Consider the following 16,340-nt stretch of genomic DNA (forward strand, 5'->3'; position numbering starts at 1 on the left):
TCAGCCGCGCGGGCCGAGGTCGCCCGAGCGGTAGTGGCGGCGGCAGAGCACCTGGTAGCGCACGTCGGCGCTGGCCACGGTGTCGCCGATGACGACCTGCGCGCCCTCGCGGGCCACCCGTCCGTCGACGACCCGGGCGTTGAGCAGCCCCTCCCGGCCGCACCAGCAGAGCACCTCCACCTGGATCCGGGCCACCTCGTCGGCGAGTTCGAACAGCCGCTGTGCGGCCGGGAACAGGCAGGAGCGGAAGTCGGTGGCCAGGCCGAAGGCGTACACGTCGACGTCGTAGTTGTCGACCAGCTCGGCCATCTGCTCGATGTGATCCAGGTCGTAGAAGGACGCCTCGTCGCAGATCAGGTAGTCCACGCGTACCCCCTCGGCCCAGGCGTCGCGGACCAGGTCGCGCAGGTCGAGGGCGTCGGTGACCTCGATGGCGGAGTGGGCCAGGCCGATGCGGGTGGTGACCTGCGGGCCCAGCGACCGGTCGATGCGGGTGGTGACCAGGCCGCGGCGGCCCTGCCGGGCGTGGTTGTAGTTCATCTGCAGGGCCATGGTCGACTTGCCGCAGTCCATCGGGCCCCAGAAGAACTTCAGGGCGGCGGCGTGCAGCGGACGCCCGTCGACGCCGCGGGCGGCGGCGCAGCCGCCGACGCGGGTGTCGTCCGGTCCCGGGAGGGGCCGGGCCAGGCAGATCGGGGCGGCAGCGGCGTGGTCGGTCACGTCGGGGCAGCCTAGTCCATCGATCGGCCCCGATCCGGGCCGTGCGTGGCCGCGCCTAGAGCACCCGGGGCGGGGTGTTGCCCGCGGCCACGATGGCGCGCCGGATCGGCACGGCGGCCAGCAGCGCGAACCCGACCACGAAGAAGATCAGCAGTGAGACCAGGCCCACCCGGTAGGAGGCGGTGAGCTGGAACACCAGGCCGAAGGCGAGCGGCCCGAGCCAGCTGGTGCCCTTGTCGCTGATCTCGTAGAAGCCGTAGTACTCGCCCTCCTTGCCGGCGGGGATGAGCTGGCTGAACAGCGACCGGCTCAGCGCCTGGCTGCCGCCGAGGACCAGGCCGATCGCCCCGCCGAGGATCATGAACGGCAGCGGCGCCTCGGCGGGCAGCCGGAACGCGGCGATGATCACACCGGTCCAGAGCACCAGGCTGATCAGCAGGGTCTTCCACGCGCCGATGCGCCCGGCGAGCGCGCCGAGCGCCAGCGCACCGCCGAAGGCGAGGAACTGCACCAGCAGGATCGTCGTGATCAGCGTGCTCTGCCCCAGCCGCAGCTCCTTGGTGCCGTACTGGCTGGCCAGAGTGATGACGGTCTGGATGCCGTCGTTGTAGACCAGGAAGGCGAGCAGGAAGAACAGCGTCAGCGGGTACGCCTTGATGTTCCGCAGGGTGTGGCCGAGCTGCCGGAACCCGTCGGTGAGCACGTTGCCGCCGCCGACCCGGGCCGCCGCGGCGGCGGCGGGGTGTTCGCGCAGCCAGCGCAGCGGCACCAGGGTGAACGCCGCCCACCACACGCCCGCGGACACGATCGACCAGCGGGCCAGGTCGAGGGTGCGCTGCGGGTTGCCCTCCTCGCTGAGCATCGTCACCGCGACCAGGTTCAGCGCGAGCAGCAGGCCGCCGCCGAGGTAACCGATGGCCCAGCCGCGGCTGGAGATGCCGTCGCGTTCGTCGGGGCCGCCGAGCTGTGGCAGGAACGAGTTGTAGACGACCATGGCCGCGCCGAAGGAGATGTTCGCGATCAGGAACAGCGCCCCGCCGAGCAGGTAGCGCTCGCCGGTGACGAAGGCGAAGGCGGTGGTGGCGGCGGCGCCGGTGAACGCGGCGGTGGCCAGCAGCCGCTTCTTGTGCATCGACCGGTCGGCGATCGCGCCCATCACCGGCAGCACGAATACGGTGAGGAAGACCGACAGCGAGATCAGGTACGGGTAGTAGGAGCCGGCGGCGACCCGGATGCCGAGCGGGTGCACGTACCCCTCGCAGCTGTCCGCGCCGAGCTCGCAGCCGGCGGCCAGTTCGGTGACGGTGGTGAGGAACGGGCCGAGGAAGACCGTGATGACGGTGGTCTGGAAGGCCGAGTTGGCCCAGTCGTAGAGGTACCAGCCCCGCCGCTCGCGGCGGGTGCTCGACGGGGGCTCGTGCAGGGTCGGGCTGACCGTCTCGGCCATCGGTTCCTCCGCCAGGTGTTCAGGCGGCCCAGTGGCCGCGGCTGCGGTAGACGTCGCGCAGCACGCCGACGTGATCGGTCATGATGCCATCCACGCCGAGATCAAGTAAGTCGTGCATGTCGGCAGGATCGTCGATCGTCCAGACGTGCACCTGCAGGCCGATCCGGTGGCAGTAGGCGAGGAACCGGCGGTCGACCACGGGGATGCTCCCGTAGCGGACCGGGACCTGGGCGGCGACCACCGACGGCGGTAGCCGCAGCGACCGTCCGTGCAGGGAGGCCATCCGCAGCCGGGCCACGCCGCGCATGCCGAGGCTGGTGGCGACCTTCGGCCCGGCCATGGCGCGCAGCCGGGTCAGTCGGGCGTCGCTGAAGGAGGCCAGCAGCACCCGGTCGACCGCGCCGGCCCGGGCGACCGTGGCGATGGTGGGTTCCACCCCGCCGTCGGCCTTGACGTCGATGTTGAAGCGAACCTCCGGCCAGGCGCCGAGGATCTCGTCGAGGCGGGGGACCACGGCGGCGCCGCCGACGCGGACCGAGGCCAGGTCGGCCCAGCGCAGGTCGGCGATGCGGCCGGACTCGCCGGTGACCCGGCGCAGGGTGGCGTCGTGGAAGATCACCGCGACGCCGTCGGCGGTGGCGTGCACGTCGGTCTCGACGTACCGGTAGCCCAGCGCGATGGCGCGGGCGAACGCGGCGGCGGTGTTCTCGTCGCCGTGGGCCGCGCCGCCGCGGTGGGCGAAGGCCAGCGGTGCGGGGGCGTCGAGGTAGCCGCAACGGGGTTGCACGCCCGGCAGTATGCCCGCCCCGGATGTCCGTCGGGTGACCGGAGGATGAGAACTCCGGCAGGTTGCCGGCTTCAAGCTTCCCTATAGGTCCCTGTCGCGCCTAGGATGGGGCGCGATGAGTGATGATGTGTACTCGGTCGAGCAGGTGGCCGACCGGTTGGGGCTGCACCCGCGCACCGTGCGCGGCTACATCCGGTCCGGCCGGCTGCGGGCGGTGCGGATCGGCAAGCAGTACCGCATCGCCCGCGCCGACCTCGACGCGCTGACCGGCGGGCCGCGGCCCGCGTCGCCCCCGCGCGCCGCCGGGCCGAGCGTGGAGGTGTCCAGCATCGTGCAGGTCGACGGCGTCGACCGGGCCGCGGCCGACCGACTGGGCACCCTCGTCCTGGCCGGGGCGAACACCAGCCACGACCCCGCGCACCCGCTGCGCGTCCAGACCGTGCACGACGAGGAGCGACAGCGTATGAAGATCGTCATTCTCGGTGGCGCCGCCGCCACCGCCGACCTGCTGCACCTGCTCGACGCCGTGCTCGCCGGCGGCAACGGCCTGCTCACCGGGGCGGCCGACGATGCCTGACACGCTGCAGGAGCGGATGGGCGTGCCGGTGCTGCTCTGCGACCCGGCCGGCCCGCCGGTGGCCACCGTGGCGGACGCGCTGGACCTGATCGGCGCGGCCTTCCTCGGCGCCGAGGTGGTCGCCGTGCCCGCCGGCCGGCTGGACCCGGGCTTCTTCGCCGTGGGCACCCGCTTCGCCGGCGAGGTGATGCAGAAGTTCGTCAACTACCGGCTGCGCCTGGCCGTCGTCGGCGACATCTCCCGGCACCTCGCGGCCAGCGCGGCCCTGCGCGCGCTGGTCCACGAGTCCAACCGCGCCGACCACGTGTGGTTCGTCCCCGACCTGGACGCGCTCGACGCCCGCCTGGCCGGGGCCGCGCCGCGGCGACGTTGATCAGGCCACCCAGCCGGCGGTGAGCGCGGTGACCGCGCGTCCGTCGAGGTCGGCGAGCTTCGCGCCGACGAACTGCCGGGCCGTGAGCGAGGTCTGCACCCGCGGTGCCGGCTCCGGGTCGGTCAGGGTCGCGACCACGGCCGCGGCCGCGTCGGCCGAGGACTGGGCCGCGGCGAACGCGCCGGCCGTGCGCTCCAGGTACGCCCGCAGCGCCGGCCCGTAGGCCCCGGCCTGCCCGACGGCGGCGTCCCGGTCGATGCCGACGTTGGCGACGAACTCGCTGGCCACCGCGCCCGGCTCGACCACGGTGACGATCACCCCGACGGTCGCGGCGACCGGGGCAAGGGACTCCATGAAGCCCTCGACGGCGAACTTCGCCGCGCAGTACGCCTCGTTGAACGGCTGCCCGACCACTCCGCCGACGCTGGTGACGGTGACCAGCCGGCCGCCGCTGTCCCGCAGGTGCGGCAGGGCGGCCCGGCTGACGTGCAGGACGCCGAAGAAGTTGACCTCCATGACGGCCCGTACGTCGTCGACGGTCTCCTGCTCCAGGGTGCCCACGTGCCCGGCGCCCGCGTTGTTGACCACCGCGTCGAGGCGACCGTGGGCGGCGATCACGTCGGCGACGCAGGTGGTCACCGAGGCCGGGTCGGTGACGTCGAGCCGGCGTACCTCGACGAGGTCGGCGACCCCGGCGGCGTCGGCGGTGCGGCGCAGCGCGTCGGCGCGCGACACGTCGCGCATGGTGGCCACGGCCCGCCACCCGGCGCGGGCCGCGCCCACGGCGATCTCCAGCCCGATGCCGGTGGACGTGCCGGTGATCAGCACGGTCGGTGAGTTCATCGCTGCTGCCTCCTCGCCGGGACGCCCTGTCCCGGCCGAAGAGTCTCATCCTTCGAGCGCACTCGAAGGCAAATCAGGCCGGCCGGTGCCGGCGGTGGACGCGGCTGGTGTCGACCGGGCGGCCCGGGTCGACGTGGCGGGGTTCGTCGGGTTCATCCGGTCGCAACGGGACCAGGTCGTCGGTGATCGCGTCGATGATCCGGTCGGTGGCCCGGCGGGCCGCCCCCGGGGTGCCGGGGGGCAGGTCGCGCAGCGTCACCGGGGCCCCGAAGTGCACCCGGATGGTCGGGCGGCGCCGCAGTGCCCGGGCCAGGCCGCGCAGCATGCCCTGGGGGGTCCGGTACGGCAGCACCTCGTGGGAGCCCCACTGGGCGACCGGGATCACCGGTGCGCCGCAGGCGAGCGCGAGCCGCGCGGCGCCGGTCTTGCCGCGCTCGGGCCACATGCCCGGGGCCAGCCCGATCCGCCCCTCGGGGTAGACCAGGATCACCGAGCCACCGGCGACGGCCGACGCGGCCATGTCGAGCGCCTGGTGCACGGAGGCGGTGCCCCGGTCCACGCGGATGTGCCCGGCGCGGCGCATCAGCGGGCCGAGCACGGCGGTGCGGAACAGTCCACCGGTGGCCATGATCCGCGGGGCGACGCCGCGGGCGCGGCACGCGGCGGCCAGCACCACGGGGTCGAACGGGCTGATGTGGTTGGCGGCCAGGATCAACGGTCCGCGGCGCAGCTCGGCCGGCACGTCGCCGGTGACCTCAAATCGGCCGAGCGCGGCGACGATGGCGCGGGCGAGCAGTTGGGCGGCGCGCCACAGCAGCGGCGGTCGCCACGGGGTCGGGTTGTCCATCAGAGCGAGATGGTCGCACGCGTCGGGGTGAGCGGGGGACCCGATCCCGGGTGAGCGGCAGAGGTGATCAGGGTCATTGGTCCCGGGCCGGATCGGGACCCCCGGCCCTGTCGGCCCTTCTACGACGCGCAGTAGTATTTACTACGTCCCGTAGTACGCACAGCTGGGGGTTTCAGGTGGACGCGTTGGACGTCGCCCGCTGGCAGTTCGGTGTCACCACCGTCTACCACTTTCTCTTCGTGCCCTTGACCATCGGACTCTCCGTGCTGGTGGCCATCCTGCAGACCATGTGGCACCGCACCGGCAACGAGCGGTACCTCAAGCTGACCAAGTTCTACGGCAAGCTGTTCCTGATCAACTTCGCGATGGGTGTGGTCACCGGCATCGTGCAGGAGTTCCAGTTCGGCATGAACTGGAGCGACTACTCGCGCTTCGTCGGCGACATCTTCGGCGCCCCACTGGCGATCGAGGCGCTGGTCGCGTTCTTCCTGGAGTCGACCTTCATCGGCCTGTGGATCTTCGGTTGGGACCGGCTGCCCAAGCGGGCGCATCTGGCCAGCATCTGGGCCGCGGCGATCGGCACCAACCTGAGCGCGTACTTCATCCTGGCCGCGAACTCGTTCATGCAGAACCCGGTCGGCTACCGGATCAACCCGGACACCGGTCGTGCGGAGCTGACCGACTTCCCGGCCGTGCTGACCAACAAGGTCGCCCTGATCACCTTCCCGCACACCCTGGCCGGCTCGTTCCTGGTCGCCGGGTCGCTGATCGTGGCAGTCGGCCTGTGGCACGTGATCCGCAACCGCGACTCCGCCGACACCGGCGCCTACCGCTTCGCCACCAAGTTCGGCTCGTGGGTGGTCCTGGTCGCCTCCGCCGCGGTGCTGTTCACCGGCGACATCCAGGGCAAGATCATGACCGACGTGCAGCCGATGAAGATGGCCGCCGCCGAGGGCCTCTACACCACCGAGAGCCCCGCCTCGTTCTCCGTGCTCACCGTCGGCAGCCTCGACGGCAGCCGCGAGCTGTTCGCCATCAAGATCCCGTACCTGCTGTCGTACCTCGGCACCGGCGACCCCAACGGCACCGTCCACGGCATCAACGACCTGCAGGCCCAGTACGCCAGCCAGTACGGCGCGGGCAGCTACACCCCGATCATCCCGGTCACCTACTGGAGCTTCCGCTTCATGATCGCCTTCGGGATGGCCGCCGCGGCGATCGCGCTGCTGGTGCTCTGGAGCCACCGCAAGGGTCGCACCCCGACCAGCAGGTGGCTGCTGCGCGCCGGCCTGGTGATGCCGGTGCTGCCGCTGTTGGCCAACTCGTTCGGCTGGATCTTCACCGAGATGGGCCGTCAGCCGTGGATCGTCTTCGGCGAGATGCTCACCCGCAACGGGGTGTCGCGCAGCGTCTCGCTGACCGAGGTGCTCACCTCGTTCACCGCCTTCACGCTGATCTACGCCAGCCTCGCGGTGGTCGAGTTCAAGCTGCTGGTCCGCTACGCCCGGGCCGGCGTGCCCGACCTCACCCCGGAGCCCGCTGACGACGCCACCGACGACGCCGAGCGCCCGCTGGCGTTCGCCTACTGATCCCGGAGCCCATCGTGGAACTGACGACCGTCTGGTTTCTCCTCGTCGCCGTGCTGTTCACCGGCTACTTCATCCTCGAAGGCTTCGACTTCGGCGTCGGCATGCTGCTGCCCGTGCTCGGCCGCGACGACCGGGAACGCCGCGTCCTGATCAACACCATCGGCCCGGTATGGGACGGCAACGAGGTCTGGCTGATCACCGCCGGCGGCGCGATGTTCGCCGCCTTCCCCGAGTGGTACGCCACCCTCTTCTCCGGCTTCTACCTGCCGCTGCTGCTGATCCTGCTGGCGCTGATCGCCCGCGGGGTGGCCTTCGAGTACCGGCACAAGCGCCCCGAGGCGTGGTGGAAGGCCCGCTGGGACCGGGCGATCTTCTTCGGCTCGCTGCTGCCGGCGATCCTGTGGGGCGTCGCGTTCGCCAACATCCTGCGCGGGGTCCCGCTGGACGGCGACCACGAGTACGTCGGCGGCCTGGTCGACCTGCTCAACCCGTACGCCCTGCTCGGCGGCCTGACCACGCTGGCGCTGTTCCTCACCCACGGCGCGGTGTTCGTCGCGCTGAAGACCACCGGCGAGATCCGCGAGCGGGCCGGCGCGCTGGCCGTCAAGCTCGGCGTCGGTACCGCCGTGGTCGCGGTGGCGTTCCTGACCTGGACGCTGACCATCCGCTCCAGCGCCGCCGCCGTCGTGCTCGCGGTCGGCGCCGCCCTCGCCCTGCTCGGTGGTCTCGCCGCCGCCCGGGTACGCCGGGAGGGCTGGGCGTTCACCGGCACCGCGGTGGCGATCGCCCTGGCCGTGGCGACCCTGTTCGCGGCGCTGTTCCCGAACGTGCTGCCGTCGACGCTGGACGCCGCCGGGACGCTCACCGCGACCAACGCCGCCTCGACCCCGTACACCTTGAAGATCATGACCTGGGTGGCGGTGGTCTTCACCCCGATCGTGCTGGCCTACCAGGGTTGGACGTACTGGGTGTTCCGCAAGCGGATCGGGGTAGTGCACATTCCGCGGCACTGATCAGCCTGCGGGCGCGGGACGCGGGGCTGGTGCGAGGGGGTCGCACCGGCCCCGCGCGGCGTTCAGGCCGTCGCCAGCTCGGCGTCCGCCCGCTGCTTGAGCAGGGTGAGGACGCGTCCGGCGACCTCCAGCTCGGCGGCGGGGATGTCCGCGTACAGCCGGGCGACGATGCCGGCGACCCCGTCGGCGACCTGCCGCTGGCGCGCCCGGCCGGCGTCGGTCAGCGCGAGACCGGATCCTCCGGACGGCAGCGTGCGGAGCAGCCCGGCGGCGCTCAGCTCGTCGATCGTCGCCTGGACCGCCGATTCGTCGACCTTGAGCGCGCCGGTCATCCGGTCGACAAGCGGGGCGTGCTCGACGGCCCCGCCCTCGGCGGCGACGGCGTTGAGCGCGAGGGACTGGAAGAAGGTGAGCCCCATGGCGGCCAGCTCGCGTTCGAGCACCGCCCGGGTGGCGTAGTGGGCCTGGCCGATGACCTGGCCGGTGAGGACGGGTGTGCGGGGCATGGTTGCTCCTTCGTTGGCTGATCCAATGTTGGTAGGGCCAACATATCAGAAATCGTGGGTGAAGCCAACGACTGCTGGTATGGTCTGCACCATGGAGCCCACCCCCGGCGCCGCGACCCCCGCCCGGCTGCGGACCACCCCGAGCTGGCTGCTCACCCAGACCGCGGCGCACGCCGCCCGCCTGGTCGCCGAGGGGCTCGGCGCGCTCGACGCCCGCGGCTACCACTACCGGCTGCTCGCCGCCCTCGACGAGTTCGGCCCGGCCAGCCAGGCCGACCTGGGCCGTCGCTGCGGCGTCGACCGCAGCGACGTGGTGGCCGTCCTCAACGAACTCGCCGCCAAGAACCTGGTCCGCCGCTCACCCGACCCCGCCGACCGGCGGCGCAACGTGATCACCCTCACCACCGCCGGCCGCCGCGAGCTGCACCGGATGGGGGACACCCTCGACCGGGTCCAGGACACCCTGCTCGCCCCGCTGTCCCCGAGCGAACGCGACGAGCTGAACAGGCTGCTCACCGCCGTGCTCGACCACCACAGCGGCCGGTAAATCGCCGCACCGCCGGCAACCCCGTCGCTAGGGTGGCCCGATGCCCGTCACCGTCCGCGAACTCACCCCCGACGACCTCACCGACCGCCTGGCAGCTCGGCCGGCTCGCGTTCGGCTCCGACCCGCAGCCGCCGCCGCCCGCCACCGCACCCGCATCCGGCCTGACCCGCTACGGGGCGTTCGACGAGCGCGGCCGGCTCGTCGGCAAGGCCGTGGACCTGCACCACGAGCAGTGGTGGCACGACCGGACAGTGCGCGCCGCCGATGTCGGCGGGGTCGCCGTCGCCCCCGAGGCGCGCGACCGGGGCGTGGCCCGCGCCCTGCTCGCCGCACTGCTGCGCGGCGCCCACGACCGCGGCGCGGCGGTCAGCGCCCTGTTCCCCACCCTCACCGCCCCCTACCGGGCCTGCGGCTGGGAGGTCGCCGGCGTCCTGCGCACCGTCGCCCTGCCCACCGCGACGCTGCCCCGGCACCGGCCCGCACCGCAGCTGCGGCTGCGCGCCGGCCAACCGGCCGACCTGCCCGCCGTGACCGCCCTGTACGAACGGGTGGCCCGCCACCGCCGCGGCCTGCTCACCCGCCGCGGTGACCTGTTCGCCCAGCCCGACAGCCTCCCGTACGATGGCCTCACCCTCGTCGAACACGACGGTGACCTGGTCGGCTACGCCGGCTGGAACCGCGGCCGCGGCTACGGCCACGACGCCGTGCTCACCGTCGAGGACATCGCCGCCAGCACCGGCGACGCCGCCCGCGCGCTGATCGGCAGCCTCGCCAGCTGGCACAGCGTCGCCCCCACCCTGCGGATCTGCCCGCTGCCCGGCGACGCCGTCAGCGCCCACCTGCCCCTGGAAGCCGGCCGGGAACACGAGCGGGACCTGTGGATGCACCGCCCCGTCGACGTGACCCGCGCCGTCGCCGACCGCGGCTGGCCCGCCCACCTGCGCGGCAGCGTCGAGTTCACCCTCCACGACGACCTCGCCGAGTGGAACAGCGGCGCCTGGCGCCTCGACGTCGCCGACGGCGGCGCCCGGCTCAGCCGGGTCACCACCGACCCCGACCTGCGGCTGACCGTGCGCGGCTTCGCCCTGCTCTACTGCGGCGCCACCGACGCCCGCGCCGCCGCCGAGGCGGGTCTGCTGCACGCCGCCACCGGCGCGGACCCGGGCCCGTTGGACCTGCTCGCCGCCGGGGGAGCGGCCCACCTGCACGACTACTTCTGACCGGTGCTGACGCCCGGGCGGCGGCCCGCGACGAGCCGCCGCCCGGGAGACCCGTCAGCGGGCGTCGCGCAGGTCCGCCAGCCGGGCCTCGATCTCCGCCAGCTCCGCGCGCAGCTTCTCGGCCTGCTGTTCCGCCTCGGCCCGCTCGGCGGCGAGGATCTGCTCCACCGCCTCCTGCACCCCCGGCACGTCGACCAGCGCCACCATCCGCAGCGCCTCCGCCGGCTTCACCACGTACGGCTTGGCGAGGGCCTTCGCGCCCTGCTGCGCCGCCACCGTCCACTCGCCGTCGGCGTACGCCAGCGTCACCGTCAGACCCGCCGGGCCCTTCGGCTTCGCCGCCTTCACCGGCCGGCGCGCCGGCTTCGCCTCCACCTGCTGCTCCACCTTCGGCTCCTCTCCCCGTGGCGCCGGCACCCGCGGGGTGTCCAGCACGAACTCCGGCTCCGCCGGCCTCGCCGGCTCCTCGACGGCCGGCTCCGGCTTCGGCTCCGCCACCTTCCGCCCCGCGCCCCGCGGCGCGACCGCCACGTCGGCGGGGGAGAAGGGCAGCTCGTCGCGGCCGAACCGCACCACCACGAACTCCTCGGACACCGCCGGATCGGTCAGCTCCACCACCTGCCCGAGCTGACCGGCCACCTGGCCTGCCGCGGCGGTGAACACCACCTTCGGCTTCCGCCCGGCCGCCAACGCCTCGCGGATGCCCTGCACCTCGTCAGTGGACAAACCCTGGCCCGCCATCACAGCCCTCTTCCGTACACCTGTTTGATTGCCGCCTTGATATCAGCCGGCTGCGACACCGCGACGATCAGGCCCCCAACGCGCGCAACGCCGCGTCGGCGTGCTCGTTCATGCTCAACTCGCTGTGCACCACCGCCAGCACCCGCCGGTCCTGGCCGATCACGAACGTCATCCGCCGCATGCTCAACGCCCCCAACGGCAGCCGCCGCCGCACCCCGAACGCCTGCGCCACCGCCCCGTCGGCGTCCGACAGCAGCGGATAGTCGAACCCGTGCCGCCGGGAGAACTCCGCCTGCTTCTCGACCGGATCGCGGCTGATCCCCACCCGCTGGGCACCCACCGCCGCGAACTCCGCCGCCAGATCGCGGAAGTGGCAGCTCTCCGCCGTGCAGCCGCGCGTCATCGCCGCCGGATAGAAGAACAGCACCACCGGCCCCGCCGCCAGCAGCTCCGACAGCCGCCGGACCCTCCCCGTCTCGTCCGGCAACGCGAAATCGTCCACCAGATCCCCGACACCCACACCCACCGCGCACCTCCGCTGATCGACCCGACGCGCGGAGCCTAGGCGATCATCCCCACACCGCCGCCACCTCGTCGGCCACCGCGGCCGCCTGCGCCCGACCGGCCCGCGCCGCACCGGCCCGCCGCGCCGGATCGAGCACGTTGCGCCCGATCGCCCGCCGCGCCGCCGCGTCCGGCGCCACCACCGCCACCCGCGCACCCCGGCGCAACGCCGCCAGCTGGGCCGACAGCCGCGGCATCGGCCCGAACGCCGACGACACCGGGGCCAGCACCACCACCGCCTCCGCGCCGGCGGCCAGGTCCGCGTTCACCGCCGAGCGCACCCCACCGTCGACGTACCGGCGGTCGCCGATCGTCACCGGCGGCCACACCCCCGGCACCGCGCAACTGGCTCCCACCGCGTCCACCAGGGACACCCCGCTGGCGGCGTCGAACGCCACGAACTCGCCCGAGGCGGCGTCCACCGCCGTGACCAGCAGCCGCCGCGTCGGCCACCGCGACGACGGCAGCCGCCCCTCGATCACCGCCCGCCGCGACGCCTCCGACGGCGTCCGCGCGGCCAGGGCCATCGCCCCGATCAGCGCCCGCGACCGCACCTCGTCGCGGGTCCGCCCCCCGGCCCACAACAGCCGCGCCACCGCGCCCATCCCGAACCGGGCCGCCACCTCACCGGTCGCCGGTCGCAGCTGCGCCGCGTACAACTGCTCCACCGGCACCCCGGAGCACACCTGCGCACCCACCACCGACCCCGCCGACGTGCCCACCACCAGGTCCGCCCCGGCCAGCTCCACCCCCCGAGCCGCCAACCCGGCCAGCAGCCCCAACTCCCAGGCCACCCCGGTCACCCCGCCACCACCGAGCACCAGTGCGCGTGTCACGTGTGATCGTCCTCTCCACCGCCGGCCGTGCCGGCCACGGTAACGTCACCGGCACCACCACGGCAGGGGAGCGGTCCATTGACTTGCGTCACCATCGTCACCGGCGGCGGACGCGGCATCGGCGCCGCCACCGCCCGCCGCCTCGCCGCGGCCGGTCACCACATCGCCATCGGCTACCGCCGTGACCACGCCGCCGCCCGGGCGGTGCTCGACGACGTCCACGCCGCCGGCGCCCGCGGCCTCGCCGTTGCGGCCGACACGACCGACCCCGATCAGGTACGGCGGCTCTTCGACGCCGCGGCCGACCTGGGCGAGCTCACCGGCCTGGTCAACAACGCCGGCGTCACCAGCCCGATCGGCCCGTTCACCGAGTTGTGCCTCGACGACCTGCGCCAGGTCGTCGACGTCAACCTCATCGGGTACGTCCTGTGCGCCCAGGAAGCCGCCCGCCGGATGACCCGCGGCGGCGCCATCGTCAACGTCTCCTCCGCCGCGGCCACCCTGGGCAGCCCCGGCGAGTACATCCACTACGCCGCGGTCAAGGCGGCCACCGACACCCTCACCGTGGGCCTGGCCAAGGAACTCGCCCCGCGCGGCATCCGGGTCAACGCCGTCGCCCCCGGCATCGTCCGCACCGACATCCACGCCCTGTCCGGCGTACCCGACCGCCCCGACAGCGCCGCCGGTCGCATCCCGCTGGGCCGCGCCGGCGAACCGGATGAGGTCGCCGGCACGATCGCCTTCCTGCTGGGCCCCGACGCCTCCTACACCACCGGCGCGGTGCTGCGGGTCGCCGGCGGCCTGTGACGACGACGGCCCGGGGCGCCTCGCCCCGGGCCGTCTCCGTCCATTGCTAGTGGGTGAACAACTTCGCGGCGGTGATCAGCGTCTGCACCACCCCGTAACCCAGCAGCACCGACACCACCAACCACGAGATCCACAACCGGGCCTGCTGCCCGCGGGGGCCTGCCTCGTTCATCGCGTGCCGCTCCTCTCCGCCGTCACCGGCTCCGTACCCTCATCCCCGCCACCGTCCGCCGGCGGCTCCTGGAACCGCTCGGGCACCGGCCGGATTAGCAGGTTCGCGAGGAACCCCACCGCCAGCAACCCGATCATCGTGAACAGCGCCGGCCGGTACGCCGCCGCCGTCAACGTGCCGGGCTTGCCCTGGGCGTCCAGAAAGCCGTTGACGATCAGCGGGCCGGCGATCCCCGCCGCCGACCACGCCGTCAACAGCCGGCCGTGGATCGCCCCCACCTGGAACGTGCCGAACAGGTCCCGCAGGTACGCCGGCACGGTGGCGAACCCGCCGCCGTAGAACGACAGGATCACGCACGCCAGCAGCACGAACAGCGCCGTGGCCGTCTGCCCGACCAGCGCCAGCAGCGCGTACAGCACCATGCCGACGCCGAGATAGACCAGGTAGATGGGCTTGCGGCCGATCACGTCCGAGGTCGACGACCAGACGAACCGGCCGGCCATGTTGAACAGCGACAGCAGCCCCACGAAGCCGCCCGCCGCCGCCACCGACACCGCCGACGTGCCGTTGTCGCGGAAGAAGTCCTGGATCATCGGGCTGGCCTGCTCCAGGATCCCGATCCCGGCGGTCACGTTGCAGAACAGCACCACCCACAGCAGCCAGAACGACCGCGTCTTGACCGCGTTCGCCGCCGACACGTTCGCCGTGGTCACCAGCGGCTTCGCCGCCACCCGGGCCGGGTCGAAGCCGGCCGGCCGCCAGTCCGCCGCCGGCACCCGCACGTTGAACACCCCGAACATCATGATCAGGAAGTAGCCGACGCCCAACGTCACGAACAACCACACCAGCGCGCCGCCCGACGCGGTCGAACCGGCGTTGGACGGGTCGTAGCCCGGGTCGTAGAACGACAGCAGCTGCCGGGACAGGGGAGAGGCCACCATGGCCCCACCACCGAACCCCATGATCGCCAACCCGGTGGCCAGCCCCGGCCGGTCCGGGAACCACTTGATCAACGTGGAGACGGGGGAGATGTACCCGATCCCCAGACCGATGCCGCCGAGCAGCCCGTACCCCAGGTACAGCAGCCACAACTGCCGCGTCGCGATGCCCAGCGCGCCCACCGCGAAGCCGGCCGCCCAGAAGCACGCCGAGACGAACATCGCCTTACGCGGCCCGTTCGCCTCGACCCAGGTTCCCGCCACCGCCGCGGACAACCCCAGCATCACGATGGCGATACTGAAGATCACCCCGATCGCCGTCTGGCTGGTGTCGAAGTGCGCGATGAGGGAGTTCTTGTACACGCTGGTCGCGTAGACCTGCCCGATGCAGAGATGAATCGCGAGCGCCGCCGGCGGAATCAGCCAACGGCTGTACCCGGGCGGCGCGACGGTGTGCCGACGATCGAGTGCGGAAAGCATGCTGCTTCCTCTCCGGAAGATGGCGAGAACCGTTCCCGATTCATGCCCCTGCCGCAGGCCGCGCCGAAACCCCTCCCGCGCCCGGCGGTCGAATTCCTGAGCCGAGCGGTCAACCCGGCGGCGCCGTCACGCCACGGAAGCCCCCGGGCTCACCTCGCCGGAACCCGCCAGCGCCGTACCGTCCCCGCCGACGTCCCGCCAGGGGATCAGCCGCAACGCCAGCCGCGCCCGGCCCGGACCGGCCAGGCGGCGGGGCCCGTACTTCGCGTCGAACAACGCGAACACCCGCGCCCGCTGCGCGTCCCCGTCGACCCGCGCCAACCGGAACCGGGTACCCGCCCAGCCGTCCACGGCCAACGGCCGGGACAACTGCACCTCCAGCGGCCCCGTGCCGTGATCGGTCAACTGGTCGACGATCGGCGAGCCGTCGATGCACCACCCGTCGACCAACGCCACGTAGTGCACCTCGCAGGACCGCAGCACCACACCGTCGTACCGCAACGCCATCGGCAGGCAGACGTACTCGGCCAACCGCCGGGTGCTCGGATGCCGTCACAGCTCGTCGAAGCGGCTCTCCACGAACTCGCCGAGCGGGCTGCCCATGAAGACCTCCAGGTGCGGTGCCGCCGACGCCCGCACCCCGATGGGGAAGAAGGAGATCAACGCCTTGTCGTCCCACCGGAACATGTGCGCCGTCGGCGACGCGTCGTAGATCCGCACCTGGAACCGCCCCCGGGTCTCGGCGTCGAGGGACTCGGCGAACTCGTTGAGCCGGCGCAGGTTGTCCACGATCACCTCGCGGACGTTCACCGGTCGGATCTCCTCGGCCCGCTGCGACGCCGCCGCCGAGTCCGGATCCAGCAGCAGCACCCGCACCAGCACGCCGTTGCCCAGCGCGGTGCGCAGGGCCCGCAGGAACCGGTCCCGTCCGGAGCCCTCGAGCAGGTGACTGCCCGTGTCCATGATCGAGACCAGCGAGGCGGCGCCCGCCACGTGCGCGCTGAACTCCTCGTCGTCGAAGCGCGGATGCTCCTCCACCCGTGACCGGCGCAACTCCTCGAACAACGGATCCACGATCGCGTACGAGAACGCCACGATCACGATGCTCGCGCCGATGTTGAGCAGCAGCTCCTGGTTGTACCCGGTCACCCCGCGGCCCCAGGTCAGCAGCGCCGCCGACAATGCCAGCAGGCCCAGGAACCCGGCCAACCGGCGGCCACGCCAGCGCAGACGCCGACGGAGGAACCCCGCGATCCGTGTGCCCACGCGTCCTCCCCACTGACGCCGTGAGATCGATGATGCCCACCACAGTGGACGGGCGCAATCACCCTCG

Annotated in this window: 20 protein-coding genes; 7 read left to right on the forward strand and 13 right to left on the reverse strand. The window is 72.9% G+C overall.

Going from position 1 to position 16,340, the window contains the following annotated elements; all coding sequences use genetic code 11:
• Genes I8N68_RS23675 through I8N68_RS23685 form a run of 3 tightly spaced genes read right to left on the reverse strand, consistent with a single transcriptional unit; the run spans position 1 to position 2,954 of the window.
• Positions 1-720 carry a thymidine kinase gene (locus I8N68_RS23675; protein WP_200214269.1) on the reverse strand — a complete coding sequence of 240 codons (720 nt, stop codon included), beginning with the start codon at positions 718-720 and terminating at the stop codon, positions 1-3.
• A gap of 55 nt (positions 721-775) precedes the next feature.
• Entirely contained in the window at positions 776-2,167 is a 1,392-nt protein-coding gene (locus I8N68_RS23680; protein WP_200214271.1) for an MFS transporter, read from the reverse strand.
• A gap of 19 nt (positions 2,168-2,186) precedes the next feature.
• The gene (locus I8N68_RS23685; protein ID WP_200214273.1) at positions 2,187-2,954 is read right to left on the reverse strand and encodes a glycerophosphodiester phosphodiesterase family protein; all 768 of its coding nucleotides are present in this window, start codon (positions 2,952-2,954) and stop codon (positions 2,187-2,189) included.
• Positions 2,955-3,069: 115 nt separating this feature from the next.
• On the opposite strand from I8N68_RS23685, the gene I8N68_RS23690 reads away from it, so the two are divergent.
• On the forward strand, positions 3,070-3,531 hold the full coding sequence (locus I8N68_RS23690; protein WP_200214275.1) for a helix-turn-helix domain-containing protein: 462 nt from the start codon (positions 3,070-3,072) through the stop codon (positions 3,529-3,531).
• A complete protein-coding gene (locus tag I8N68_RS23695) occupies positions 3,524-3,904 on the forward strand; it encodes a DUF4180 domain-containing protein (protein ID WP_200214277.1) in 381 nt (126 codons plus the stop codon). The genes I8N68_RS23690 and I8N68_RS23695 overlap by 8 nt, the downstream gene beginning before the upstream one ends.
• Here I8N68_RS23695 and I8N68_RS23700 read toward each other — a convergent pair whose 3' ends face one another.
• A complete protein-coding gene (locus I8N68_RS23700; RefSeq protein ID WP_200214280.1) occupies positions 3,905-4,747 on the reverse strand; it encodes an SDR family NAD(P)-dependent oxidoreductase in 843 nt (280 codons plus the stop codon).
• Positions 4,748-4,820: 73 nt separating this feature from the next.
• Positions 4,821-5,594, reverse strand: coding sequence for a lysophospholipid acyltransferase family protein (locus I8N68_RS23705; RefSeq protein ID WP_200214282.1), 774 nt, complete (start codon positions 5,592-5,594; stop codon positions 4,821-4,823).
• 176 nt (positions 5,595-5,770) lie between these two features.
• Here I8N68_RS23705 and I8N68_RS23710 point away from each other — a divergent pair, with 176 nt between their 5' ends.
• Positions 5,771-7,183: a cytochrome ubiquinol oxidase subunit I gene (locus tag I8N68_RS23710; RefSeq protein ID WP_200214283.1), complete on the forward strand. Its 1,413-nt coding sequence runs from the start codon at positions 5,771-5,773 to the stop codon at positions 7,181-7,183.
• Between the two features lie 14 nt (positions 7,184-7,197).
• The gene (gene cydB / locus I8N68_RS23715) at positions 7,198-8,196 is read left to right on the forward strand and encodes a cytochrome d ubiquinol oxidase subunit II (protein ID WP_200214284.1); all 999 of its coding nucleotides are present in this window, start codon (positions 7,198-7,200) and stop codon (positions 8,194-8,196) included.
• Positions 8,197-8,258: 62 nt separating this feature from the next.
• Here the strand turns inward: cydB and I8N68_RS23720 are convergent, their stop codons facing one another.
• The gene (locus I8N68_RS23720; protein ID WP_200214285.1) at positions 8,259-8,702 is read right to left on the reverse strand and encodes a MarR family winged helix-turn-helix transcriptional regulator; all 444 of its coding nucleotides are present in this window, start codon (positions 8,700-8,702) and stop codon (positions 8,259-8,261) included.
• 91 nt (positions 8,703-8,793) lie between these two features.
• Between I8N68_RS23720 and I8N68_RS23725 the strand changes: the two genes are divergently transcribed.
• Positions 8,794-9,249, forward strand: a complete 456-nt coding sequence (locus I8N68_RS23725) for a MarR family winged helix-turn-helix transcriptional regulator (RefSeq protein ID WP_200214286.1) — start codon at positions 8,794-8,796, stop codon at positions 9,247-9,249.
• Between the two features lie 32 nt (positions 9,250-9,281).
• Complete coding sequence (locus I8N68_RS23730; protein ID WP_307812946.1) at positions 9,282-10,469, forward strand: GNAT family N-acetyltransferase; 1,188 nt, start codon at positions 9,282-9,284, stop codon at positions 10,467-10,469.
• Between the two features lie 54 nt (positions 10,470-10,523).
• On the opposite strand, the gene I8N68_RS23735 is transcribed toward I8N68_RS23730, so the two are convergent.
• From I8N68_RS23735 to I8N68_RS23745, 3 genes are all read right to left on the reverse strand, one after another.
• The gene (locus I8N68_RS23735; protein ID WP_200214288.1) at positions 10,524-11,210 is read right to left on the reverse strand and encodes a hypothetical protein; all 687 of its coding nucleotides are present in this window, start codon (positions 11,208-11,210) and stop codon (positions 10,524-10,526) included.
• A gap of 67 nt (positions 11,211-11,277) precedes the next feature.
• Complete coding sequence (locus tag I8N68_RS23740; protein ID WP_307812947.1) at positions 11,278-11,736, reverse strand: peroxiredoxin; 459 nt, start codon at positions 11,734-11,736, stop codon at positions 11,278-11,280.
• Between the two features lie 43 nt (positions 11,737-11,779).
• Positions 11,780-12,610 (reverse strand): patatin-like phospholipase family protein, encoded by an 831-nt coding sequence (locus tag I8N68_RS23745; protein WP_200214290.1) that lies wholly within the window; start codon positions 12,608-12,610, stop codon positions 11,780-11,782.
• Positions 12,611-12,688: 78 nt separating this feature from the next.
• Between I8N68_RS23745 and I8N68_RS23750 the strand changes: the two genes are divergently transcribed.
• The gene (locus I8N68_RS23750; RefSeq protein ID WP_200214292.1) at positions 12,689-13,417 is read left to right on the forward strand and encodes an SDR family oxidoreductase; all 729 of its coding nucleotides are present in this window, start codon (positions 12,689-12,691) and stop codon (positions 13,415-13,417) included.
• A gap of 46 nt (positions 13,418-13,463) precedes the next feature.
• On the opposite strand, the gene I8N68_RS33700 is transcribed toward I8N68_RS23750, so the two are convergent.
• The 4 genes from I8N68_RS33700 to I8N68_RS23765 form a co-directional block, all read right to left on the reverse strand.
• The gene (locus I8N68_RS33700; protein WP_267909654.1) at positions 13,464-13,589 is read right to left on the reverse strand and encodes an MFS transporter small subunit; all 126 of its coding nucleotides are present in this window, start codon (positions 13,587-13,589) and stop codon (positions 13,464-13,466) included.
• The gene (locus I8N68_RS23755; protein ID WP_200214294.1) at positions 13,586-15,007 is read right to left on the reverse strand and encodes an OFA family MFS transporter; all 1,422 of its coding nucleotides are present in this window, start codon (positions 15,005-15,007) and stop codon (positions 13,586-13,588) included. Before I8N68_RS23755 ends, I8N68_RS33700 begins: the two co-directional genes overlap by 4 nt.
• Before the next feature lie 126 nt (positions 15,008-15,133).
• Positions 15,134-15,538, reverse strand: a complete 405-nt coding sequence (locus I8N68_RS23760) for a hypothetical protein (RefSeq protein ID WP_200214296.1) — start codon at positions 15,536-15,538, stop codon at positions 15,134-15,136.
• Between the two features lie 21 nt (positions 15,539-15,559).
• A complete protein-coding gene (locus I8N68_RS23765) occupies positions 15,560-16,273 on the reverse strand; it encodes a hypothetical protein (protein ID WP_200214299.1) in 714 nt (237 codons plus the stop codon).
• Positions 16,274-16,340 lie beyond the last annotated feature (67 nt).

The organism is Micromonospora coerulea (genome assembly GCF_016598485.1).
Lineage (GTDB): Bacteria > Actinomycetota > Actinomycetes > Mycobacteriales > Micromonosporaceae > Micromonospora > Micromonospora coerulea.

Coding starts and splice junctions, on each gene's coding strand:
- I8N68_RS23680 (WP_200214271.1), bottom strand. CDS start 2,167: ATGGCCGAGACGGTCAGCCCGACCCTGCACGAGCCCCCGTCGAGCACC.
- I8N68_RS23690 (WP_200214275.1), top strand. CDS start 3,070: ATGAGTGATGATGTGTACTCGGTCGAGCAGGTGGCCGACCGGTTGGGG.
- I8N68_RS23695 (WP_200214277.1), top strand. CDS start 3,524: ATGCCTGACACGCTGCAGGAGCGGATGGGCGTGCCGGTGCTGCTCTGC.
- I8N68_RS23700 (WP_200214280.1), bottom strand. CDS start 4,747: ATGAACTCACCGACCGTGCTGATCACCGGCACGTCCACCGGCATCGGG.
- I8N68_RS23705 (WP_200214282.1), bottom strand. CDS start 5,594: ATGGACAACCCGACCCCGTGGCGACCGCCGCTGCTGTGGCGCGCCGCC.
- I8N68_RS23720 (WP_200214285.1), bottom strand. CDS start 8,702: ATGCCCCGCACACCCGTCCTCACCGGCCAGGTCATCGGCCAGGCCCAC.
- I8N68_RS23725 (WP_200214286.1), top strand. CDS start 8,794: ATGGAGCCCACCCCCGGCGCCGCGACCCCCGCCCGGCTGCGGACCACC.
- I8N68_RS23735 (WP_200214288.1), bottom strand. CDS start 11,210: ATGGCGGGCCAGGGTTTGTCCACTGACGAGGTGCAGGGCATCCGCGAG.
- I8N68_RS33700 (WP_267909654.1), bottom strand. CDS start 13,589: ATGAACGAGGCAGGCCCCCGCGGGCAGCAGGCCCGGTTGTGGATCTCG.
- I8N68_RS23755 (WP_200214294.1), bottom strand. CDS start 15,007: ATGCTTTCCGCACTCGATCGTCGGCACACCGTCGCGCCGCCCGGGTAC.